At 34.2% G+C, this 24,991-nt stretch carries 17 protein-coding genes and 1 tRNA gene; 9 read left to right on the forward strand and 9 right to left on the reverse strand.

Annotated features, from left to right (window positions below):
• Positions 1–279 precede the first annotated feature (279 nt).
• From R2I74_RS00910 to mnmE, 3 genes are all read right to left on the reverse strand, one after another.
• The gene (locus R2I74_RS00910) at positions 280–1,473 is read right to left on the reverse strand and encodes an acyl-CoA desaturase (RefSeq protein ID WP_316355234.1); all 1,194 of its coding nucleotides are present in this window, start codon (positions 1,471–1,473) and stop codon (positions 280–282) included.
• Between the two features lie 167 nt (positions 1,474–1,640).
• A tRNA-Gly gene (locus tag R2I74_RS00915) sits at positions 1,641–1,715 on the reverse strand.
• Between the two features lie 205 nt (positions 1,716–1,920).
• Positions 1,921–3,261, reverse strand: coding sequence for a tRNA uridine-5-carboxymethylaminomethyl(34) synthesis GTPase MnmE (mnmE, locus tag R2I74_RS00920; protein WP_316353227.1), 1,341 nt, complete (start codon positions 3,259–3,261; stop codon positions 1,921–1,923).
• A gap of 134 nt (positions 3,262–3,395) precedes the next feature.
• Here mnmE and R2I74_RS00925 point away from each other — a divergent pair, with 134 nt between their 5' ends.
• Together R2I74_RS00925 and R2I74_RS00930 are read left to right on the forward strand one after the other, a co-directional pair.
• Positions 3,396–8,177, forward strand: a complete 4,782-nt coding sequence (locus tag R2I74_RS00925; protein ID WP_316353229.1) for an NAD-glutamate dehydrogenase — start codon at positions 3,396–3,398, stop codon at positions 8,175–8,177.
• Between the two features lie 9 nt (positions 8,178–8,186).
• The gene (locus tag R2I74_RS00930) at positions 8,187–8,609 is read left to right on the forward strand and encodes a helix-turn-helix domain-containing protein (protein ID WP_316353231.1); all 423 of its coding nucleotides are present in this window, start codon (positions 8,187–8,189) and stop codon (positions 8,607–8,609) included.
• A 215-nt stretch (positions 8,610–8,824) separates the two neighbouring features.
• Here the strand turns inward: R2I74_RS00930 and leuS are convergent, their stop codons facing one another.
• Together leuS and R2I74_RS00940 are read right to left on the reverse strand one after the other, a co-directional pair.
• Positions 8,825–11,497 (reverse strand): leucine--tRNA ligase, encoded by a 2,673-nt coding sequence (leuS, locus tag R2I74_RS00935; protein ID WP_316353232.1) that lies wholly within the window; start codon positions 11,495–11,497, stop codon positions 8,825–8,827.
• Between the two features lie 8 nt (positions 11,498–11,505).
• On the reverse strand, positions 11,506–12,024 hold the full coding sequence (locus tag R2I74_RS00940) for a DUF3576 domain-containing protein (protein WP_316353233.1): 519 nt from the start codon (positions 12,022–12,024) through the stop codon (positions 11,506–11,508).
• Positions 12,025–12,271: 247 nt separating this feature from the next.
• Between R2I74_RS00940 and R2I74_RS00945 the strand changes: the two genes are divergently transcribed.
• The 5 genes from R2I74_RS00945 to cyoE all read left to right on the forward strand — a co-directional run bounded on the left by R2I74_RS00945 (position 12,272) and on the right by cyoE (position 17,940).
• Positions 12,272–13,234, forward strand: coding sequence for a magnesium transporter CorA family protein (locus tag R2I74_RS00945; RefSeq protein WP_316353234.1), 963 nt, complete (start codon positions 12,272–12,274; stop codon positions 13,232–13,234).
• Positions 13,235–13,441: 207 nt separating this feature from the next.
• Positions 13,442–14,257, forward strand: a complete 816-nt coding sequence (coxB, locus tag R2I74_RS00950) for a cytochrome c oxidase subunit II (RefSeq protein WP_316353235.1) — start codon at positions 13,442–13,444, stop codon at positions 14,255–14,257.
• Positions 14,258–14,527: 270 nt separating this feature from the next.
• The gene (locus R2I74_RS00955) at positions 14,528–15,145 is read left to right on the forward strand and encodes a CatB-related O-acetyltransferase (protein ID WP_316353236.1); all 618 of its coding nucleotides are present in this window, start codon (positions 14,528–14,530) and stop codon (positions 15,143–15,145) included.
• A gap of 179 nt (positions 15,146–15,324) precedes the next feature.
• Positions 15,325–16,905: a cytochrome c oxidase subunit I gene (ctaD, locus tag R2I74_RS00960; protein ID WP_316353237.1), complete on the forward strand. Its 1,581-nt coding sequence runs from the start codon at positions 15,325–15,327 to the stop codon at positions 16,903–16,905.
• 156 nt (positions 16,906–17,061) lie between these two features.
• Positions 17,062–17,940, forward strand: a complete 879-nt coding sequence (gene cyoE / locus R2I74_RS00965) for a heme o synthase (protein WP_316353238.1) — start codon at positions 17,062–17,064, stop codon at positions 17,938–17,940.
• Between the two features lie 732 nt (positions 17,941–18,672).
• Here cyoE and R2I74_RS00970 read toward each other — a convergent pair.
• The 4 genes from R2I74_RS00970 to R2I74_RS00985 all read right to left on the reverse strand — a co-directional run bounded on the left by R2I74_RS00970 (position 18,673) and on the right by R2I74_RS00985 (position 24,269).
• The gene (locus R2I74_RS00970) at positions 18,673–19,734 is read right to left on the reverse strand and encodes an ankyrin repeat domain-containing protein (protein ID WP_394355842.1); all 1,062 of its coding nucleotides are present in this window, start codon (positions 19,732–19,734) and stop codon (positions 18,673–18,675) included.
• Between the two features lie 15 nt (positions 19,735–19,749).
• On the reverse strand, positions 19,750–21,795 hold the full coding sequence (locus tag R2I74_RS00975) for a S9 family peptidase (RefSeq protein ID WP_316353240.1): 2,046 nt from the start codon (positions 21,793–21,795) through the stop codon (positions 19,750–19,752).
• 85 nt (positions 21,796–21,880) lie between these two features.
• Positions 21,881–23,443 carry a proton-conducting transporter transmembrane domain-containing protein gene (locus tag R2I74_RS00980; protein ID WP_316353241.1) on the reverse strand — a complete coding sequence of 521 codons (1,563 nt, stop codon included), beginning with the start codon at positions 23,441–23,443 and terminating at the stop codon, positions 21,881–21,883.
• A protein-coding gene (locus tag R2I74_RS00985; RefSeq protein WP_316353078.1) for an IS5 family transposase occupies positions 23,440–24,269 on the reverse strand; the annotation gives its coding sequence in 2 pieces (ribosomal slippage) (positions 23,440–23,879 and positions 23,879–24,269; 831 coding nt in all). The genes R2I74_RS00980 and R2I74_RS00985 overlap by 4 nt, the downstream gene beginning before the upstream one ends.
• 245 nt (positions 24,270–24,514) lie before the next feature.
• On the opposite strand from R2I74_RS00985, the gene R2I74_RS00990 reads away from it, so the two are divergent.
• Positions 24,515–24,733, forward strand: coding sequence for a hypothetical protein (locus R2I74_RS00990; RefSeq protein WP_316353242.1), 219 nt, complete (start codon positions 24,515–24,517; stop codon positions 24,731–24,733).
• The gene (locus R2I74_RS00995) at positions 24,724–24,990 is read left to right on the forward strand and encodes a type II toxin-antitoxin system RelE family toxin (protein WP_316353243.1); all 267 of its coding nucleotides are present in this window, start codon (positions 24,724–24,726) and stop codon (positions 24,988–24,990) included. Before R2I74_RS00990 ends, R2I74_RS00995 begins: the two co-directional genes overlap by 10 nt.
• Position 24,991: the final 1 nt, after the last annotated feature.

Below are 24,991 nucleotides of genomic sequence, written 5' to 3' on the forward strand. Positions count from 1 at the left end.
TGCGCGAGGCTCCCCCAGCCGAAGCAATCCAGAAAAGCTCACAAACTTTAATTTGCTAGATTAACACGTTCGCCGCGCCCTCTTTCGCAATGACAACTTTTTTAAAAACCGTGAAACTGGTCACCTATTAAATTAAGATCCTGTAACAGTGCATCTAGAGGTAATTTTGTCGTCAAAACTGTTTCTCTTTCCCCACAAACAAACAAAAGACTGCTTGTGGTGCTCGATTTTCGTTTTGACTAAATTCCTCTCTTATATCACTCACTTTCAAGACATGCTCTAAGCCTTCAAAGCAACGTTATCTAATGTCTGATATAATTTACAAATAATAATCTCGGTATTATCTAATTTTTCAGCAACTATTTTTAATATTTTTTCTGATGATTTTTCCGGCAGTTGCATTAATGCACGCAATTGTTCAGCAATTTTATTAAGAGATTCTTGAGCCTCAGTAAAAGATTTCTTTAACTGATTTTTTACAGAAATAGAAGAATTTTCTAATTCATTTAATTTAACATACAGATGCTCTAATAATCGATCTACTTTATTTTGCAGTACGCTTGCCTGTTGTTTTCTCCATTCGACATAATATTTGTTAGTTTCATTCAATTTAGCCTGAATTCTTACTTCTGGAGTACGATCTAAGTCCCATACTAATCCAGCTTTGCTCATTAAGAAAATAATCCACTTATGAACATCAAAATGATACCACTTAACCCCATTACGATAATCAGATGGAAAGGCATGATGAAAATTATGCCAATTTTCACCCAACAAAAATAGTGCCATCCACCAGATATCACCTGCGGTACCTTTATAATATTCTTTGGTGCCGACAAAGTGGCATAAAGAATTCACACAAAACGTGGCCTGTTGTTGTAAAGCTCGACCAATACCAATAAATAGAAAAGCAGTATAACAAGATAATAAGCTGCCTCCTATGCAATAGCCTATTAACATTGGCAATATAACATTCATAAATACTGCAATTTGCCAATAATATTTTAATTGCCACTTAAGCAGGTTATTCCTACCAAGTTTAACCATAGTAAGACGATCGATGGACTTGTAACTACCTTCTCCTGAAAGCATCCATCCAATATGAGACCAAAAAAAGCCAATTATACGGTTTTCAAATTTAAGGGGACTATGTGGATCCTGTTCTTTGTCAGTATAAGTATGGTGCTTATAATGATTTGATGCCCAGGATAATGCTGGCCCTTGCAAGGTGCCCGCTGATAGCATTACTAAAATAAATTCTACAAACTTATTTATTTTGAAAGCATTATGTGACCATAGGCGGTGCAATCCAACGCCAACCGATATATTTGCACCATAGTAACTGATGATTATTAGGGTTATTTCTGTAACACCAACCTGATAATTGGCAGCATAATAAATAAAAAGAGCTATAAGAACTATAGGATAAATAATTAAAGTGAAAAACGCCGGCAAATTAATATTTTTAAATATATTAAACATGGCTATACCTTATCTAAAATCTACGATATGAACACTTATAAAGTATAACACGACTTTAATAAAAAGGCGAAATAAAACTTTATTTGTTATCAAAATTAATATTTAAATCTAATTAGACAAGATTTGTATATTAAACTAACTTAACTACAAAATAACAATGGAGCGGGCGAAGGGATTCGAACCCTCGACTTCGACCTTGGCAAGGTAGCGCTCTACCCCTGAGCTACGCCCGCTAAATATAGATCATTGCTTTCTAGACAATTAGCACTAGCCAAGATACATTATAACAGCAAAAGATCAAGGACAAATTGATAAATAATACTTATAATTTAGAGAAAGATATTATGTTAACGCAAGTTGCCAATTAAAATTGCCAAAAACTCCCGTTTCCACGTCTGAGCTAAAGCTACCTCAAGCAATGACGGCTAGAACTGACCTCTATTTACCAATACAAAAATTACTAAATATTTCTCCCAATATTTCTTCGACAGTAATATTACCAGTAATATTACTCAAAGTACGAATAGCCATTCGAATATCTTCGGTTGCTAACACTAGATCACCTAGCGGATCGCAGCTTGCTAAATGTACCAAAGCTTCTTCTAGTTGATGCCGATGACGGGCTCTGGTAATCGGTGGTTCCTCAGTAAGGCCAGAAATATTACTTGCTATCAACTCAATTTCTTTGAGTAAGTTATCTAGCCCTAAATGTTTGGTTATTGAGATAGGTATAAATTTTTTACTATTATAATTCTCATGTTCCTGATCACTGATCAGATCAATTTTATTGACTACAATTATAGTATGATTATCAATTACGTTAATCAGGATATCTGGGATATTTTGATTTTGTACTTCTATCATCAATATTTTGATGTCCGCAGTGTTAGCAACTGTTAGCGCTCTATTCATTCCTTCTTGCTCAATAACATCATTGCACGATAACCTGATACCAGCAGTATCCTGCAAGATAATTGGATAGCCACCAATGTCTAAATGTGCCTCGATAACATCACGGGTGGTACCAGCAATATTGGAAACAATTGCTACTTCTCTTTGCGTCAGAAAGTTTATTAGACTTGACTTACCAACATTGGGAGCTCCGATAATAGCAAGCTTGAGGCCATTACGTAATAATTCTCCACGTCTATTATCATTGAGGTATTTTGTGATCGTATATTGTAATTTTTCTAGATTAGTTTGTACTTGCTCCAATATGATTGGGGGAACTTCTTCATCAGGAAAATCAATATAAGCTTCCAATAAACTAATGATAGTCAACAAATCTTGTCGCCACTGACCAAAAAGCCGGTGCAGACTACCACCCATTTGTTGGATTGCTTGTTTATGTTGTAAAATAGTTTCAGCTTCAATCAAATCAGCCAACCCTTCAGCGCTAGTTAAATCTAGTTTATTATTAAGAAAAGCTCGGCGAGTAAATTCCCCAGGCTCAGCACAGCTTAAACCTTCTATTTTTAATAAAGCGGTATAAAGCATATTAGTAATTGCGATGCTACCATGAGTGTGTATTTCAACTGTATCTTCTCCGGTGAAGCTTGCTGGAGATTTAAAATATACAACCATTGCAGCATCAATTAACTCAAGGCTTATAGGGTCATAGATTTTTTGATAATACATATATCTTGGAATAATTTTATCTATAGGATTATTATACAATAGTTGCTGTAGTGCATATAAACTCTGAGTTCCAGAGATTCTGAATACTGCAACTCCTGCTTTACCTGATTTCGAACTTTGTGCAAAAATGGTTGGTCTCATTTAGGTCCTTACTTGCGTGCAATAATGATTTAAGGTAGTATTTACGCGAGTTACTAATTAAAATATTTTAATTGGCAACCCACATTATTTAGACTAGTGAAAAATTTATTTAATTATAAATAGGATCCAATGATATGTCTGTTACTTCTTCTTTAGCTCTAAGTCGGCTTACTTGTCATATTCCTGATTATCAAGCAGAAATTCTTAAATTAATCCAAGCTAAGGGTGGGGATCCACTTTATGTCGAATTTATTCGTCAGTTTTTTATATATTTACCAGTTGACTACCAAATACGGGAGCAATTCGAGCTATTTACCAATTTCTCTGACAAAGCGTTTCTATTTTTTAAAAACAGAAAAATTGGCCAAAGAAAAATTACTATTACTCAGTCAAGTTTGTATTCTGATCCCGCAATTACTATCTTATTAATTAATGATAATAAGCCTTTTATCGTCGATTCACTAAGCTGTTTGTTTACAAGGCTTGCGCTCCAACCAAGATTTATACTACACCCGGTGATTTATTGCACTAGAGATAGTAATGGAGAATTACAAAAAATAGTTAATAAGCAACACGATCAGTCAGCTGAATCTTTATTATACATAAAAATACTTGGTAATTATGATCAAGCAATGATTTCTTTGTTGGACAAAGAAATTAATCATACCTTAGACCAGGTAGATGCTACTTATAACACCTGGCCAGTTTTATTACAAAAAATACAAGGTTTGGTAAAAGGAGTAAAAAATAATGAAATAATTTATGAAAATATCGGATTACGCTCATATTCTGCCGAAATAGTAAGTTTTCTAGAATGGTTACAGCATAATAACTTCACTTTTTTAGGTAGCATTGATTTTGATATATCATCAAAAAACTTTATCAGTGAGCAGGGTGCTACCTCAATTTGGCAAGATAATATCGAAGAACTGCAAAATATTATTAACTTCTCAAGCCAAAATATATACCAAAATACCATGCTTATACTTGGTAAAATCAACCGTCTGTCACCTGTTCATCGTAGCAACTTAGTAGATTATATTCTGGTTAAAAAGCTTGACCAGCACGGCAAATATACTTCAGGCACTATAATTCTAGGGTTATATGGTTCAGCAATTTACTATCAATCTATTATCAACATTCCTATTCTTAGACAAAAATTACGTTTTGTTTTGGATAGATCTGGGTTTCCACTAGGAGGTTATAATTCCAAAAAACTTAAAATTATTATCGAATCTTTACCTAGAGAAGCCTTAATTCAAATTGATGAAACTGATTTGTATTGTATGTGCTTACATATGTTATCAAGTATGATGAGCCGTAAGCTTAAATTATTTATCCAACAGGATTGGTCTGGAGCTTTTATTAATGTGCTCATTTTTTTACCGAAAGCACGACTAACCCCAGAAATCCACAATAGCATTAATATATATTTAGCTGCAAAATTGAAGGGCAAGATATTATTGGATAATGTTACTGAAGTAGTGCAGGATTTTTCGCATTTGTTTGTAACTCTAGCTGTACAGGAGAAGATCGAATTTAAAGTAGAAGAAATAGAAAATGATGTCGATCAATTATCTACCAGTTGGGGAGAGTCTTTTTATCATCAGTTATGTAAAAATTTTGGTGAGTACCAAGCTAGTCTTAATTTCAAGATTTTTGAACAGACTTTTCCAGCTGATTATCGGCATAAATTTACAGCCACCATTGCCGTGCAGGATCTGATATCTTTACAAAAAGCATCTAGCAATGGACACGCAGTATTTAACTTAATTCCTATAAATAATATAGATTTTCAATTAAAGATTTATAGCCCAGAGAAAAAATTAATATTATCCAACATTTTGCCATTTATAGAAAATTTAGGATTTAAAGCGATTGATGAACAAAGTTTTATGATTGCAGCTAGTGGTAATGTTAAAGAGAGTTGGATCTATCAATTTCTTCTATCAGCAGGAGCTCCAATTGAACGCGATCTGCAAGAATTAGCAGTCAATGTTGAAGATGCATTAGATAAAATGGCTCAAGGTCATTTGAGTGCAGATTCTTTAAGTAAATTAGTAGTATTATGTGGCTTTAACTGGCATCGTATTAGGTTACTTCGAGCTTTAACCAGGTATCTGCATCAAACAGGTTTTGCTTATGGTAAAGGATATGTGCAGTTAACTTTAATTAAGCATTATAATTTTACCGAACTGTTGATTGCTTTGTTTGAAGCAAAATTTAATCCATTCACTGCCAATATGGATGTAGTAAATCAGATAACAGACAAGGTAATCGTTTACTTGGATACAGTAACCAATAGTACCGAAGACAAAGTATTGCGTAGCATGTTCAATTTATTGGAAGCAATGGTTAGAACTAATTATTATCAATTTATTGATGGTGCCATTAAGAGTTACTTATCATTTAAATTTAACTCTAAAAAGATCAAAGGGCTGCCATTGCCACTGCCTTATGCTGAGATTTTTGTTTATTCCAATGATTTTGAAGCTATCCATTTGCGTGGCGGTAAGGTGGCACGTGGCGGCATTAGGTGGTCTGATCGTGGTGAAGATTACAGAATTGAAGTGCTTGGGTTAATGAAAGCGCAAATGACTAAAAATGCTGTTATTGTTCCAGTTGGTTCAAAAGGTGGCTTTGTGGTGTTCTTTGGTCAAGATGGTCTCAGTTACCAAGAATATATGGCTAAAATTATTGAATGTTATCAAAATTTTTTACGAGGCTTATTGGATATCACCGATAACATTATCGACGGTAAGATCACTCACCCCATAAATACCATTATTTATGATGACCAAGATCCATATTTAGTGGTTGCTGCTGATAAAGGTACCGCCACATTCTCTGATTATGCTAATGGAATTTCTGCAGAATATGGTTTCTGGCTCAGAGATGCTTTCGCTTCCGGTGGTTCCAGCGGTTATGATCACAAGAAAATGGCGATTACTGCAAAAGGAGCATGGATTTCGGTGCAACAACATTTTCAGGAAATAGCAATCGATGTCCAGAATCATCCAATTACAGTTGTGGGTATTGGGGATATGTCCGGTGATGTTTTTGGCAATGGGATGTTAAGCTCGGAATCAATAAAACTGGTGGCTGCATTTAATCATCAGCATATTTTCATTGATCCAGATCCTGATATGGCAGCAAGTTTTAAAGAAAGGTTACGATTATTTAGTTTACCAAGATCAAAATGGTCGGATTATAATATTAAATTAATCTCAAAGGGTGGTGGCATCTTTGAACGGGCAGCAAAATTAATTACAATATCAGCTGAAATGAAACGGTTACTAGACATTCAAGCTGATAGATTATCTCCTGAAGAATTAATCAAAGTTATTTTACAGGCACAGGTAGATTTAATCTGGAATGGTGGCATCGGTACTTATATTAAGGCTTCGTATGAAAATAATTTTGAAATAGGTGATAAAGCCAATGATAATTTGCGTTGTGATGCGCTAGATATCAGAGCAACTGTGATTGCAGAAGGTGGTAATCTTGGAGTTTCGCAACAAGGAAGAATTGAATATAGTAAGTGTGGTGGACGTATCAACACTGATTTTATTGATAATTCTGCTGGAGTTGATTGTTCTGATCATGAAGTAAACATTAAAATAGCTTTAAATAATGCGGTGGCAAATGGCAAGTTAACGATAGTAGAACGTGATGCATTGTTAGTTAACATGACTAATCAAGTTGAATCATTGGTACTTATGGATAATTATAAGCAAACTCAAGCTATAACTATTACACAATTATCAACTGCTCTCAATATCGAAATGTTTAGCCAGTTAATTAGTGGATTGGAAGAAGAAAAATTATTAGATCGTGCAGTCGAGTTTTTACCAGATACTGCAGAATTAGCTAAAAGATCAATTGCTAAAGAACATCTAACCAGGCCAGAGCTAGCGATATTATTATCTTATAGTAAAATGTCAGTTTGCAATGAGTTGGTTAATGCCAAATTAACTGAAGATAAGTATTTTGAGACCTATTTAATTGATTATTTTCCGCAAATTATGCGTGATAAATTCCAAGCTGAAATACTATCACATCCATTGAAGAATGAAATTATTAGAACAGTCGTCACCAATAAAATTGTTAATCAGTTAAGTGGGCCGATTATTAATACTATTAAACGTGAAACAGGTGGAGTAGTTTGTGACATCGTGCGAGCTTATATTATTGTTTGTTGCATCTTTGATTTAGATAATTTATGGAAATCTATAGAATCATTGGGAACTAATGTCAATAATACGATAAAAATTGACATGTTATCAGAACTTGCAAAAATTATGCGTCGGGGCAGTTCATGGTTTATCCGCAACCTAGAACATCCAATTGATATATTAAAAACAATCAATGAATTTGCTGAACCGGCAAGACATCTAAATTCAATTATTGCGTCACTGTTATTAGGTGAAGCTAAACGTAAATTTGATGATCGAATAGAAAAATATACTGCAGCAGGAGTAGAGTTGCGTATATCTCACGCAATTGCAACAGTAGATAGTTTGGTATCAGCTTTTGATATTATATATGTTGCCAAACAAACTAACATCAGTGCTGCTGAAGTAGCTAAACTTTATTTTGCTGTCGGCAATAGATTTAACATCGATTGGTTACGTAAATCATGTGAAAAACAAATTGATGATTCATATTGGAATAGATTATCGATTCAATCATTGAAGGATGATTTATATGATAAACAAAGGCGATTGCTAGTTAAAATTATCAATCAATCACCGATAGCTAATATTGACCTTGACCAATGGCTCAACAATTATCAAGGAATAGCTAACATATTTTTTAATTTTGTTGAGAAAATCAAACTGCAAGAGGATGTGAATCTTAATATGATGATTCTTGCCAATAAAAAATTTGAAATGTTTTTACGTAAGCTTGGATAATACTTAAATATGCCATCACAATTAAAGCAAGCTAGAATAAAAATGGGATGCTCAACCTCAGAAGCAGCGCAAGCTCTGCGTATTAGAGAGCAATACTTAATTGCTCTTGAAGAAAATGATTTTTCTGCTATTCCTGGTAAAGTATATGTAGATGGATATCTAAAATTATATTCTCGGTATCTGGGAGTTAATTTAACGATCAATTCTATCGATACCCCCTATAATGGCATGGCACAAGGCAAAATAGCGGTCGAGCACAAATTTTCTAAATATCTAGTTATTGTTTCAATTTTAATGTTAATTATTACTATCATTAGCTACAATTCTGTACTGCGAAGTAATGTAGATATTGATGTAATGTCTATAGTAGAAAACACAGAAAAAATTTCTGAAACAGATTATAATATTGGCATCAAATATAATGAAAAGTAGAGAGTATTAAATAGACCTCTTCGGAAACTGTATCTAAGAGGTAATTTTGTCGTCAAAACTTGTCTCCGCTCCGAAACAAACAAGAGTACGCTGCGGTGCTCGCCTTCGTTCTTCCTAAAACTTCCTCTCTTACATGCAGTTTCCGGAGAGGTCTAATAAATCATACGTGTCAATATAGTAATCAGAAAACCGAAAAACCGTGAACAACGCTCACTCTAAACTACAATATTTATTATCTTTTGTGGGACTATAATAATTTTTTTAATTGCCTTGCCTGCGATATGTTTTTGCACCTCAGGTAAATTTATTGCCAAATTTTTTATCTCTTCATCAGGGGTCACATTAGCAATATCACTAACAGCTCGTAACTTACCGTTTACCTGTATGGCAATGGTGTAAGTGGCAGATACCAGGAATTTTTCATCGAATAGAGGCCAATTAGTTAAATAAAGTGGAGTGGTGTGGCCAAGAATCTGCCATATTTCTTCGGCATAATGTGGAGTAAATGGGTTAATCAATTGAATTAAAACAGTATAACCTTCTTTTATTAGTTGAATATCAGTAGTGCTAGCCGCTAGCTCATCTGATAATTTATTAAATAATTCACGGATATGAGCGATGGCTTTATTTAATTTGAAACTAGCTATCTCATCAGTAACTTGCTTGATAGTGTAATGAATTGAACTCCGTAAGCTAGAGCTAGTATCTACTGAATTTATGTTTGTGGTAGATTGCTCTTTTGATGTAATTTCATTACACATATTATATAATTTGGTAATAAATTTGGAGCAACCTTCAAGTCCATTGGTAGACCATTCTAAATCTTTTTCTGGAGGACTGTCTGATAATACAAAAAGACGCATCGCATCTGCTCCGTATTGTTTAAGCATCGATTCTAGATCAACGACATTTTTCTTTGATTTACTCATTTTTTCTACTTTGCCTAAAAATACTTCAAGGCCGCTTTCCTGATGGATAAGCATATTATCCTTTTTAACTACTTCATCTGGATAGACCCAATTACCTTGTGTATCCTGATAAGTAGCGTGTAATACCATGCCTTGAGTTAATAGACTGCTAAAAGGTTCGCGAATGTTGACATATCCCTGTTCATTCATGATTTTGGTAAAAAATCTGGCATATAGTAAATGTAGCACTGCATGTTCAACACCACCAATATACTGATCTACTGGTAACCAATAATCGCATGCAGTGCGGTTAGTCATTTCTGGTGCTGATGGGTCGCAATATCTGGTAAAATACCATGATGATTCAAAAAAAGTATCAAAAGTATCAGTTTCTCGGACGCTTGAGCAATTACATTTTGGGCACTCGACATGTTTCCAGTTTGGATGGTTAGAGAGCGGATTACCGCGGCCATCAAAAATGACATCTTGAGGTAAAGTTACTGGTAGTTGGTGGTCTGGCACTGCTACTGTACCACAGCTAGAACAATGAATAATGGGAATAGGGCAGCCCCAAAAACGTTGTCTAGATACTCCCCAATCTTTTAGGCGGTAATTAGATTTGCGTACCCCACATTGTAATTTTTCAAGTTCAATAATAATTTTTTGCTTTGCCTCTACAAGATTCAATTTGTCTAGTAGCTGTGAGTTTATCATTACTCCATCACCAGTGTAAGCTTCTTGATTAACATCAATTGTAATACCAGCATTATCAATTACCTGCTTAATTGGTAATTGTAGAAATTTGGCTAATTCATGATCACGTTCATCATGTGCTGGACAACCAAAAACTGCACCAGTTCCGTAATCAGCCAACACATAATTTGCAATAATTATTGGAATTGCTATCTTTTCGTCAAAAGGGTGTATGGCATGAAGACCGGTAAATATTCCTTGTTTCTGAACTTTGTCGATAGAATTTGCTCCATGATCTAGCAGAGAGCACTGAGTAATAAAAGCCTTGAATTTAGCTAATGCTGCACGCTCCTTGTCATCTTTCTCGTATTCATTGTCATCCGAACGTACATTGTCATCCCGAACTTGTTTCGGGATCTTACGCAGTCCTGACGAGATCTCGAAACAAGTTCGGGATGACAATGAGGAGCTAGATGACAATGAGGGTTGGATAATCATTTTAACCAATGGATGATTATAAGCAATCCCAATAAAACTGGCGCCAAAAATAGTTTCAGGTCGCGTCGAAAATACTTCAATTGATTCGTTTAATTCTTTGATTTTAAATTTGATCTGAGCGCCAATTGATTTGCCAATCCATTTTTCTTGCATCACTCGCACACTTTCTGGCCATTGGGACAAGTTTTTAATCTCGTTTAGTAACTCTTCAGCATAGTTGGTGATTTTTAAGAACCATTGTTTTAGATAACGCTTTTCGACAATGGCACCACTGCGCCAACCTTTACCGTCTACTACCTGCTCATTGGCTAATACAGTCTGGTCTACGGGATCCCAGTTTACTACCGATTCTTTTTGGTAAGCCAAACCTCTTTCATATAGTTCAAGAAAAAATTTCTGTTCATGTTTATAATAATCAGGGGCGCAACTAGTGATTTCTTTAGACCAATCATAAGACAATCCTATTGACTTTAGTTGATCACGCATGGTTGCAATATTATTATAAGTCCATGTGGCTGGATGAGCATTATTGCTAATAGCGGCATTTTCAGCTGGTAAACCAAATGCGTCCCAGCCCATGGGGTGTAATATATTATAACCACGTGCCCTCATGAAACGAGCAAAGCAATCGCCAATCGCATAGTTTCGTAAGTGACCAACATGAATTTTTCCAGAAGGGTAGGGCAGCATCTCAAGGACGTAATATTTTGGCTGTTCTTTGTTAATATCTGCTACAAAAGCTCTTTGTTCCTGCCAAATTTTCTGCCATTTATGTTCGATATTTTTCATATTATTTACTATTCCTTGCGCTCAGATTGAATATATAATTCTCGTGCTCGTCTTAGAATTTTATCTTCTAACACGGCAGCTAGATCTGAAGGCTTATCATTTTGAATCCAGTTACCGTTTTTTAATGTTTTAGAAAAAACTTTCACTTCTATGGCATCTGGACTAATTACTATATCTTTAATAAATAAATTAATCTTAAAGCTAAATTGTAGTTTATTTTTTGGACTATGCCATTCAGTGATAATTACTCCGCCAGTGCTATCAATTGCGGCAAGTGGTGCAAAATTTAAGGTTTCAATGGCAGCTTGCCATAAATATTTGTTTACAAAGCCAACTGAGGTTTTAGTAGATTCATTTTTAATTTTACCAGGTGTAAATACAATGCCGTCGCCACCTAACATTGAACCCATTTCTTCTGCTTTTCGTTCTTCTCGAGTTTTAGGGTAATTATCGTTTGTAGCTAAAACGTTATTAGTAAATAAGCAGATAAAAAAGCTGATGAGGAGGTGATATGAAATATTTTTCATGTATGCATTAATAATGACATTAGAGGTTAGCTAGAGCCTCAATATAAAATAGTACTGATAGTTAGTCAAAAGGAAAAAGTAAATTAATGATGTCGTTCCTCTCTACCTGTTTAAATAACATAAAAGCATCAAAAATATTAACATTACATTTATTTGTTGGATAAAACACAATTAGCAATTGTAGCGATTATTAGTTGATTATATAACTTAGGTTATTCCATGACCTTTAACTAAAAGCTTAATAGTAATGATTATTACATATTTAAATCAAGATAATGCGCTTAAGAAAAGTGAGAATTATGTTCTCGATGAATCAACAATATGGATAGATTTATTTAATATTTCCGATGATGAAGAAAGATTGGTGGAAAGCTTTCTTGGTATTGATGTACCAACTCTAGAAGAAGTAAAACAGATTGAGGTTTCTCGTAGATTATACGTTGAAAATGAAGCGCTATATATAACTACTGTACAATTAACTGTTGCTGAGAGTGATATTCCTACTACTCATTCTGTAACCTTTATTCTTCATAAACATCGCTTAATTACTGTTCGTTATACTGAGCTTAAGGTTTTTAGTGTCTTTGCCAATAAATTAGGTAAGCAATTAATTAATTGTTATTATACGGCAGATGATATTTTTTTAGAATTATTGCGAAGTGTAGTAGAAAGATTAGCTGATATCCTAGAATCCATTCGTGAAGAAATAGACTTATGCAGTAAAAAGATATTTGCTAAAAACATGCCAAACGAAAAGGTAGAGTATCGCGAAATATTGGAAAGAATAGGGTGTAGTGGAGATTTGCTTTCAAAAAGTCGTGAAAGTTTGGTCTCTTTAATGAGAGCGGTGCACCATGTGCTGCAATCTTCGGATTTTTGTTGTGACGAACAAAAAATGATTTGTCTACAAACCATATTTACTGATATTAATTCACTTAGTGATTTTGCTCATTTTTTATCTGGGGAGCTAAATTTTATTTTAGACGCAACTCTTGGTATGATAGCCATTGAACAAAATGACATTATTAGAATTTTCTCAATAGTTGCTGTACTATTTTTGCCTCCTACTTTAATAGCAAGTATTTATGGTATGAATTTTGATTTTATGCCTGAATTAAAGTACCATTATGGCTACCCAATAGCTATATTATTGATGTTACTTTCAATATTTCTAACTTATAAATTTTTTAAAAATAAAAAATGGATGTAGGTTTTGAAAGTGTCTCTCTAATGCTCTTGTTGCATGTCATTTCGTCTTTGAATCTTTTAAGCGGTTCTATGACCAAAATGTCTGTTAATCTAATTGTGAGCAAGACACCTTCATCAAACCTAAAGCACTAAGGTAAAGTGTTTTAGTACTTTGTTATCAGAACAAAATACTGTATTATTTAGATATCAAGCATTAATTTTGGAAATTATGAGAATTATAATTGCTTTATTAACTATTATTTTAAGTGGTGCGGCGTTTGCCTCTGAGCCATTGCCGTGGCAAATGCTATTACAGCCGGCGGCAAGTCCAATTATGGAAGAGTTAAACTGGTTGCATAATTTTTTGTTGGTAGTAAGTGCATTTATAGTATTTGTAGTACTAGCGCTTCTGGTTTATGTGTGTATTAAATTTAATGCTAAAGCTAATCCGATACCAGCAACATTTTCTCATAATGTTTTGATAGAGGTAATTTGGACTGTTGTTCCGGTGATAATTTTGATAGCTGTAGCTATTCCGTCTTTTCGTATTTTACGTATGGAGAATGAGATGCCTCCTGCTGAAATTACTATTAAAGTAGTTGGTTATCAGTGGTATTGGAATTATAGTTACCCAGATCATGGTAATATTGGTTTTGATAGTTATGTAATTGCCAAAGATAAGTTAAAACCAGGTCAAAGGCGATTGTTAGAGGTTGATAATCGTTTAGTAATTCCGGAGAATACTATTGTAAAATTTTTGATTACGGCAGCTGATGTAATCCATAGTTGGTCTGTACCAGCTCTTGGTATTAAAACCGATGCGGTGCCTGGTCGAGTGAATGAAGCTTGGACCAAGGTGACCAAAAAAGGGGTTTATTATGGGCAATGCTCAGAATTATGTGGTGTGGATCATGGGTTTATGCCAATTGCGCTTGAGGTGGTGAGTAAAGATGAATTTGATCGTTGGTTGATCCAAGCAAAAAGTAAATTTGTTCGTAATGATACTAAAATAGCAATAGACTTCTCGTATAACCAAAGATACTGAGGAACTTTTAGTAGCAAGCTTTGCTTAATAGACCTCTTTTTAAACCAGTTTCTGGTAGTCAAATACTAGGAGATTTAGGCGCGCAGAACCGGAGTGTACTTTAACGTACATGAGGATTCGAGCACGAAATCGACAACGTAGTTGGCAGCAGAAACTGGTTTAAAAAGAGGTCTCTAATGTACACAAGTATATAAAAACAAAGGCAAGCATGCAAAAATTATCAACTAGATTAAGTTATACGATAGGTCTAATAATCTACAAATTATTAATATGGTAAATCCAGATATACATTATCCTCATACTTACTTAAAAACTGTAAAAGAAACAGTGTTTTTAAAGCATTTTGTGCATAATCCTAATATTGAGATAGGAGATTATACATACTACCATGATTTAAATAATCCTGAAGATTTTGAATATAAAAATGTAAGAGGTGCATTCTATGTCAAATTAATTATTGGAAAGTTTGGGCAAATTGCGATGAACACCATTTTTATTTTGAGTGAGATGAATCATCATATGCATGGTTTTACAACCTACCCATTTTTTCTGTTCGAACAATGGGATCAATATGCACCAGAAATTGGCTTGAAAGGTAATACTGAAGTGGGTAATGATGTATGGTTTGGAACTAATGCAGTAATTATGCCTGGAGTGCGAATTGGAGATGGTGCCATTATCGGTGCCTATGCAGTGGTTACTAAAGATGTGGCGCCATATAGTGTAGTTGCTGGTAATCCAGCTAGAGTAGTTAAACAAAGGTTCTCTGATGCTATCATTGCAGATTTGTTAGAAATTCAATGGTGGAATTGGGATTATGATAAAATTACTAGAAATGTTAATTTAATAGTTGGTGGTGATATTAAAAAATTAAAGGTAGCGATCTAGCTATTGTGTACAAAATTTAATGGCTTATTTATAGGTTTTTTGTCTGCTAAACAGATTTTATGAAATAGCTGAACTAATTCTTGCAGAATCTTGTTATTTTTAGATTAAGAATAACTATAAATAATCTCCATAAAATTTGTATGCAATGCCTAGAATTTAACAATTAAACTATGGTAATTATGGCTCAAGCTAACGTAAGCGATCATCATACGCCACACGGGTGGAGACGATGGTTGTTATCTACAAATCATAAAGATATTGGCAGCATGTATATCATGTTTGGTATTCTTGCCGGAATTATAGGTGGCTTATTTTCTTTTTTGTTTAGATTGCAATTAGCGGTTCCTGGTAATGATTTTATTGAGAATCACCAGTTGTACAATGTTTTGATTACAGCGCATGCTATAATCATGGTATTTTTTATGATTATGCCAGCTTTGTTTGGTGGTTTTGGCAATTGGTTTGTACCACTGATGATTGGTGCTCCAGATATGGCTTTTCCAAGAATGAATAATATTAGTTTTTGGTTACTTGTGCCTTCTTTTATTCTGTTATTGGGCTCTGCCCTTGTTGATGGTGGAGCAGGTACTGGGTGGACTATGTATCCGCCACTTAGTAATGTGGCAGGACATCCAAGTGCTGCGGTAGATATGGCTATTTTTAGTTTGCACCTTGCTGGTATATCGTCAATCCTTGGCGCTATTAATATGATAGTCACTATTTTTAACATGAGAGCCCCGGGTATGGGATTATTTAAAATGCCATTATTTGTGTGGTCTATTTTAATTACGGCTTTTTTGTTAATACTGGCACTACCGGTATTAGGTGGGGCAATTACTATGTTGCTTACAGATCGTAATTTTGGCACTTCCTTTTTTAAACCCGATGGCGGTGGTGATCCGGTATTATTTCAGCATTTATTTTGGTTTTTTGGGCATCCTGAGGTGTATGTAGTGATTTTACCTGGTTTTGGGATAGTTAGTCAGATTATATCTACATTTTCTCGTAAACCGGTGTTTGGTTATTTAGGTATGGTAGCTGCTATGGCTGCTATCGGATTTGTTGGTTTCTTGGTATGGGCGCACCACATGTTTACGGTAGGACTTTCTTATAATGCTTTGATATATTTTACTGCTGGTACTATGATTATTGCGGTACCAACTGGTATTAAAATTTTTAGTTGGATTGCTACGATGTGGGGTGGGTCTATAGAGTTTAAAACCCCAATGTTATTCTCTATAGGGTTCATTTTATTATTTACCATTGGTGGAGTAACTGGAATAGTATTATCAAATTCTTCGATTGATAGAGTGTTGCACGATACTTATTATGTAGTTGCTCATTTTCATTATACTATGTCACTTGGCGCTTTATTTACTGCCTTTGCCGGCTTTTACTACTGGTTTGGCAAAATGTCTGGTCATCAATATCCGGAAACGATGGGTAAAATCCACTTTTGGATTACTTTTATTGGTGTGAATCTTACTTTTTTCCCGCAACATTTTTTAGGATTGGCCGGAATGCCACGGCGTATACCTGATTATCCTGATGCTTTTGCTGGTTGGAATATGGTGTCATCTATTGGTTCTGGGATTTCAATGCTTGCTGCTCTTTACTTTGTATACATAGTATTGTATAGCTTGAAATATGGAGAAAAATGTCCAGCAAATCCATGGGGTAGTGGTGCCGATACTCTTGAATGGACGTTGACATCACCACCGCCTTATCATTCTTTTGAAAGTCAACCAGAAGTAAAATAGACCTCTTACATAACCTAGAAATGATTGAGGAATTTTTAGGAAAAATGTAGGAGAGGATCGCAAGTGTACTTCTAAGTGTACTCTATAGTATATGAGAACCGGGGTCAAATTTTGACAACAAAATTACCAATCAGAATAGGTTAGGCAAGAGGTCTAATGACTGCTATAACAAGTTTAAAATATTATAGTTCGATAAAAGATTATATCGCTTTAATGAAGCCACGTGTAATGTCTTTAGTAGTGTTTACTGCTTATGTAGGAGCACAAAGCGCACCGGGGCATATTCATCCTTTGATAGCGGCTACAGCGATAATATGCATTACTTTAGGTGCTGGTAGTGCTGCTGCAATTAATATGTGGTATGATCTGGATATCGATTCTATAATGTCCAGGACGCAAGGGCGGCCAGTAGTTACAGGTAAGATTGCTCCTGAGGAAGCATTGTCTTTTGGTATCATATTAGGTTTTTTTTCCAGTTTTATGATGGCATTATGTGTAAATTTATGTGCTGCCGGATTATTAGCATTTACTATTTTGTATTATGTTTTTGTTTATACTATTTGGTTAAAGCGACGTAGTCCACAAAATGTGGTGATTGGTGGAGTGGCCGGCGCTCTCCCACCTATGATTGGATGGGCGGCTGTAACAGGAGGGGTTGCTATAGAGCCAATAATATTATCTGCAATTATTTTTATGTGGACCCCACCACATTCATGGGCTCTTGCTTTATACCGAATCAAAGATTATAAAAATTGCAATGTTCCAATGATGCCAATAGCAAAAGGTGTGTATTATTGCAAAATCCAAATTCTTCTTTATACCTTTCTAATGATTGGTACATCGCTGTTACCATTTTTTATAAATATGGCTGGTATGATTTACCTTATGGTAGCTAGTTGTGCTGGCCTGATGTTTCTATATTATAGTATAGCTTTGTTTAGTGATGACGCTAATAATAAAGCGGCAAGAAAATTATTTATTTATTCTATATTATATCTATTTGTTATATTTTTAAGCCTGCTTAACCCAGTTTGAAGCAGTTTATTGGAATTGTTTCAAAAACTCTGAACTGTTCAAGGAAAAAAAGACGATATAAACCGTTTTGCTTAGAGACATAACCCCCCACGTCATTGCGAACTGATATATCCCTACGAATTTGAAAGTGCTGAAATGCGTTATGTATCGTCTGAGCTGAGGAGTAGCTTTTAGGTTACGACGAAGCAATCCAGAAAGATTAACACAGTAAAAGCTGTGTCACTGTTATGATTTTTCTGGATTGCTTCGTCATGTGCTTACGCACATTCCTCGCAATGACGGGCTTTTGGAGTGTTTTTTAGCCACTTCAAATTCGGGGGATATATCAGATTGCGAGGAGCCGTCAGGTGACGAAGCAATCCCGTAAAAAACATATCATTCTTGGATTGCTTCGACCATAAATGGTCTCAGCTGACGGTGTTGGTGTTTGACAGTGTGGTGCACAAGCAAGACTGTTCCTACGTCTTTTTTTCCTTAACTTGACGTATATGGTTCAATGAACTGTGTCAATTAAAGTAAGATTCGTCATTGCCAGACCGCTGAATGTGCCGTTCAGCAAAATTATGGCTCTATCTCACCATTTTTGGTAAAAAGCCACATCATCTCAGTGATTTTAAAATATTATTTGCAACTCGCTGTGCTTGTCACCAAGTAATTACTTAATTTGTTTCGCACATTACCTTAAAATTTAATTGTTACCACCTAACACTGACTGCACTATACGCCGTAATACTATTGTAGATCCATTTGTATTTGATTATCTCCTAATATACTAAGCATAATCTCAGAAATAGCTAAATCAAATGGTGTTTGATTTTCATTATTTCTTAGGTTTGGGTTAGCACCATTTATCATCAAGCATTCAGCAATTTCTAGTTCGTGGTTTTGAGAAGCATAATGTAGGCCTGTGTTACCATCAGCATCTTGTAAATCCAGATTAATCTCTATTCCTTCCTTTCGTAGTGCCATTAATAATTCAACTGTTTCTGGTTTACCATCTACTATAGTTTCTATTAATACAGTACTACCTTCATCATTTTGTATATTTAATAAATCTTTATTTGCTTTTGTAAGTTCTCGAATAATGTTTATGTCTAACTTATCTTCTCTGGCAAATATTAGTGCAGCAGTATCTCCACTAGCGTTGTTTTGTAGGCCTATTATTATTGAATTTATTTGGGTATTAACTATAGATGCACTAGGTACTGCATTATTTTTTGGTATTGGTGCTAATGCTAATTGTTCATCAACTAAATTAGATAAAAAAGCTGGAATTCTTAGATCACTTTGTTGATCAGGATATTGAATATTATCAATATCTTGCATTTCCTCATCATCATTAATTGGAGGTTTAGCAAGATAGTTTTTAGAGATAATTTTTTCAGCTTTCTTATGTGATTCATCTATTAATATTTTTTGTATTACTGAACCTTCTTTAGCATAAGTTAAAGCTATATTACCATCATTATTACGAACGTATATGTCAGTCTGAGAATAACCCAGCAATAACTGCACCTTTGACTGTAGATTATTTTTAACGGCGAGTATTAAGGCTGAATCATTGTCATGATTACGATCATTTATACGAGCGCCTGCATTAATTAAAGCCTTAATTATTTCTGAATTACGAGCTAGCATTAATGGTGTATTACCAAGGCTATTTGGTTTATTTACATCACATGTTGGTATAAGTTTTTCTACTTTTATAAGACTACCTGCAATTGCAGCATTTATTAAATCAGTAGAATCAATTTTATTTTTTGCTTTCATATTTTCTCCTAAAGAATAATTAATTACGTTGTATTCTTGTTAATTCTTCTTAAAAACCTTAAACATAAATACTAAATCATCAGCAGTTTCTTTTAAATAGTCAAAACGTCCTGAGGCTCCTGCATGTCCTGCTTCCATGTTAGTTTTTAGCACTATCAGATTATCATCAGTTTTGGTTGCTCTAAGTCTTGCTACCCATTTTGCTGCTTCCCAATAACCAACTCTTGGGTCAGATAAGCCAGCGGTTACCATAATAGTAGGATAATTTTGGGCGCTGACATTATCATATGGAGAATATGATTTTATATAATTAAAATACTCCAATTCTTTTGGGTTACCCCATTCTTTAAATTCACCAGGAGTTAATGGTAAGCTCTCATCAAGCATAGTATTAAGGACGTCAACAAATGGCACGTGAGCGATTGCTGCTTTAAATAATTCCGGAGCCTGATTTAATACTGTGCCAATTAATAATCCGCCAGCACTGCCGCCACAAATTACTATATTACCAATGCTTGTATATTTTTCTGCAATTAATTTCTTAGCAGAAGCAATGAAATCATTAAAAGTTCTGGTTTTATTAAGGAATTTTGCTGCTTCATACCACTCATGTCCAAGTTCATCTCCGCCTCGAATATGAGCAATGGCAAATACGAAACCACGATTAACCATTGATACGGCAGCATTGCGGAATACTAACGGTATACCATATCCATATGAACCATAGCCATATAGATATAGTGGATTAGAACCATCTTTCTTGAATAAAGATTTTTTATAGAATAAGGTAATTGGGACTTTAACATTGTCGGTATCGACAAAGATTCTTTCTACCGTATATTCATCAGGATTAAATCCACTAGGGATTTCCTGTACTTTCAGTATTGATAATGAATCTTGAAGAAAATCATATTTATAAGTAGTGTTTGGTCTAGCTAATGAAGAGTAGGTAACTCTGAGATCATCTTCATCAAAATTAGTGGAACCAGCATTTGCTGCATATGCTTGATCAGGAAAATGGATGATTTTTAGCTGTAATGTATTGAGATCCAAGATCTTAATTAGCGATAGCCCAAGTACAGTATAATTTAAAATTAGATAATTTTGAGTAATATCAAAATTTGTCAGATATTGCTCTTGCTCTTCAGTGATATAATTTTCCCAGTTATTATTTGCAAAATCATCAATAGCTACTCGAGCAATTCGAAATTTTTTTGCTTGTTCATTGGTTTTAATATAAAAATAATTACCGTGATGCTCTAGATCATAGAATATGCCATCTTGACGTGCCTTAACGAGTACAGGTATGAAATTTTGTTCTGACATTCCGAACACATAAGTCTCATTACTATCATGCCCTCCAACATTGATTATAATATATTGTCGGCTAGCTGATTTTGCGACATTAACGTTGTATAAGCTATTTGGTTCATGCAATATTACCTTATCAGCTTGCTTGTCACCTAGCATATGAAACATTACGGTATCACAGCGCCAGTTTTCATTTGTTGGGGTATAGAAAAATCCTGGCATATGTTCATGCCAAACGATGTCACCAAGAGTATTATTGATTTCATCAGCTAAATATTCTTTATTGATAAGATCATAAACATAGATAGTGTAACGCTCATCGCCACTAAAATCTGCAGCATAGGCCATTAGTTTGTGGTCAGGAGATATGGAAAGAGCAGAAATTTTGGTAAATTTCTTGCTTGCTGCAAGTTTGTTAACATCCAGCAAAATCTCTTCTGCTGCTTCAGTATTGTTCATTTTACGACAATGAATAGGATATTCTTTGTCAGCTTCAGTTCTGGTGTAATAGTAATAATTATCCCGCTTGATATAAGGAGATTGATCATCAAGTTTGATTCTGGCTTTTAATTCTTCAAAAATTTGTTCTTTTTGTGACTTGCTGTCAGCAAAAAACTGCTCAAAATAGTTATTTTCATTAATAAGATGCTGTAATATCTTGGGATCCTTAACTATTGGCCAATTTTTATCGCGCAACCATTCATATTCATCATTGATTGTTTGGTTGTGAATGGTTAGGCTATGAGCTATTTTTTCTGTTTGTGGTGGGATCATGTCGTTTTCCTTTTGTTGACAGCTTTGTAGCAGTAGGGTAATACAAATAAAGATTATTGAGTAGCGCATTTTTAGGTAACATTTTTTAGGTAATATTAAATATTATAATCATACTAATAAGTAAACAGAAAACTATAGCAATAGCCAGTTGTTGGTTATGAATGGTAGCTGATTTCCTGCAATAGCTGGTGATAAACCATAAAAGGCTGAGATCATTGAATTTATCTTTTTGGTTCTGATATTTACTATAACGTTTTTTTACCTGGCCAAACATTTTTTTAAGTAACTTTAATTTTGTGAATTTAATTGGATTACGTGAAATTTTTAGAAAAATAGTTGTGATTACCCCTGCTAAAACTATCATAATTTGTTTGCTAATGTCGCTTGTGATTGATGATGCGGTTGATAAATAAGTTTTAATAAGTTGAAAGTTAATAAAGATCATTGTTATGGTAGGAATGATGATACTAAGAAGCTGTAAATTACTAATCTTAATCGACAAAATTTCTTTACTATCAAAATATTCTCTTATTGGTATAGCAGTAAATAATATTAGATTAAATATTATTAACGTATAAGCAGTTAAATTTTCTGTGATTGTTGTTGATAAGGTCAGTTTTAAGATAAAGCTGGAGCTCAAGGGAAAATTGGACAACATTAATATAACGATAATCGTAGTAATGATCCATAGATAGTTCTTGACCCGTTTTAGCTCGGAACAATAAGCAATATTGGCATTATCAGCAAGAATTGCAACCAGTATCGCAAATATAGCATTATAAATTATGTGATTTGTAATATAAGATGTTAGCGCTAGCGGCTGGGTATTGGTGGCAATCACTGTCATAATAACTCCAAGTTGAGCTATTGCTAAATAACATAATAAACGTTTTAAATTATTTTCCTTACATGCATAAAATGCTCCATAAATGATCATTAATATGCCAAAATATTTTAGTGGAGTAAATCCACAGAATAATTTTATTAAAATTATTATTGAAATTTTAGTAGTAAAGGTAGATAAATAAATAAAGCTTGAATTATCAGCAGCCGGATAGCAATTGACCATCCAACTGGAAAATGGTACAGCAGCAACATTAATTAAACAGCCGGTAAGTATAATAACTCCAATGATAATCTCGTGATTATTGCCAGAAAATAATCCAGTCAAAGAAATTATTTGATTATCATTAGTAGTGATAATCAAATAGCTGATAGCAATTAGCAACAAGCTGCTACTAGTTAAATGAGTAATGAAATATTGTTTGGTAGCAAGTAATCTATCTTTGCTATTGCTAGCATAAATTAAGGTACAGGCGGTGAGCATCATGCATTCAAGAGCAATAAAAAGGCTAATAAAATCATTGGCGTATAAGCAGTAACAGGCCGCGGCAAAATAAAATCCACCCCAAATAACAGTCCATTGTTGTTGTTGGCTTAAACTATAATAATTAGCCGCAATGGTTACCGTAGCAAATGCAACAATGATAGTTCTGTTTTCAAAATTAAAGTGCATTGCTAAATTAATATCAAATATTCTAAATAATTCGACACCAGTATTTTCGGGTAATAATAGCAAAATAACTATTGGATAGAGAATCGCTGCAAAAGCAAAAATTTTCTTTAATAGACCTCTTTCGAAACTCATTTACCAAGATCCCAATTATATAAACCAGCAATTAAATTGAACCTAAGACCAAATCTTTTGCGTCTATTTCGATATTTATCAGCAATTATTTTAAAACGCTTTAACATACCTATAACATTTTCATTTAATACTCTGTCACTTGCTAAACTTCTATTATTTTTCTTATCTTCTTTGGTTAAAGCATTCTTTTTACTCTTTTTCTTTGGTAGCTCAGAATTTGTATGAATCTTCTGTAAGCCTTGATAACCAGTATCAGTAATCACTTTAACCTCAGGCAGTATATGGGTTCTTGATTCTTTAAATAATTTAAAATCATGACGCTTACCATTGGAAAAAGAAGTGCATATGACTCGTTTGCTTTTCTTATCTACTACTATTTGAGTCTTTAACGTATGTCTTTTCTTTTTACCTGAGTAATAGTATTTCTGTTTTTTTGGGGTCGCTCTATAGGGCTTTCTGTAGCATCTATTAAAACTAATTCATACTCCATACCGCTTTTAACTAGAGCCTTCTTACCTGGAAGAGCAAAATCCGGATGTTTTATTAGAGTGTCTTCAACAAAACGAATTGTTTTAAATGCACTGCTTTCGCTAACCCCATAATTCTTAGCTATATGAAAATAGGTACGGTATTCCCTTAAATATTCAAGTGTCATTAATAGGCTGTCTTCCATACTAAGACTAGCTCTTCTGCCACCTTGGTACCTCCTATTTATTTGTTTCTCTGTCTTTAAAATCCCTACCATCTTTTCGAATGTACTATTTCTTACCCCAGTTAATCTTCTAAAATGCTCTTCCGATAAAATGCTTAAATTTTTATATCTCATATAGTTCTAAATTAAGTAAATTCGACTTTATAGCATATTTAGTCCAGTTTCGAAAGAGGTCTAATTTAAAACAGGATAATAAAATCATCATTGAAATAATGATTAGTAGAGTAGGGTGCTGATGCATATATTATTGGTTATAAAGCAGATAAGATGATATCGCAACTATGTTTTGGAAAAGGGGAATTCTATTGATTAATAGATGTAAAACTGTTACATTAGCAAATAAAAGGTGGGGGTGTATAATGGCTAAAAACCAAAGAATTAATGTTACCTTAAGCGAAGAAACTATATGTGTGTTATCTTATTTAGCAAAACGCAAACATAAATCTATAGCTGGGTTAACAAAAGAGCTTATAGAACAAGCTTTAGAACTTCAGGAAGATAAGGCTTTGTCTAGAATTGCCAATGAGCTTGATATAGAAGGAGTGAAGACATATAGCCATGAAGAAGCATGGAAATAAAATATACGATTATCTATCAAGAAGATGTGGTGCATATACATATTCCAAATCTTCCTACAGCAATAAGAAGAACGATCAAAACTGCGATTGAAGAGCGTCTAACTACTAATCCTATAGAATTAGGAAAACCTCTTAGATACAGTTGGAAAGGACATAGGAGGTTGAGAGTAGGTGATTATCGTATTATCTATCGTATTGATTTTACATATAATACAGTAATCATTGTTGCTATAGAACACCGGAAAGATGTATATTAAA

Origin of the sequence: Candidatus Trichorickettsia mobilis, from assembly GCF_963422225.1 — a bacterium.
Lineage (GTDB): Bacteria > Pseudomonadota > Alphaproteobacteria > Rickettsiales > Rickettsiaceae > Trichorickettsia > Trichorickettsia mobilis_B.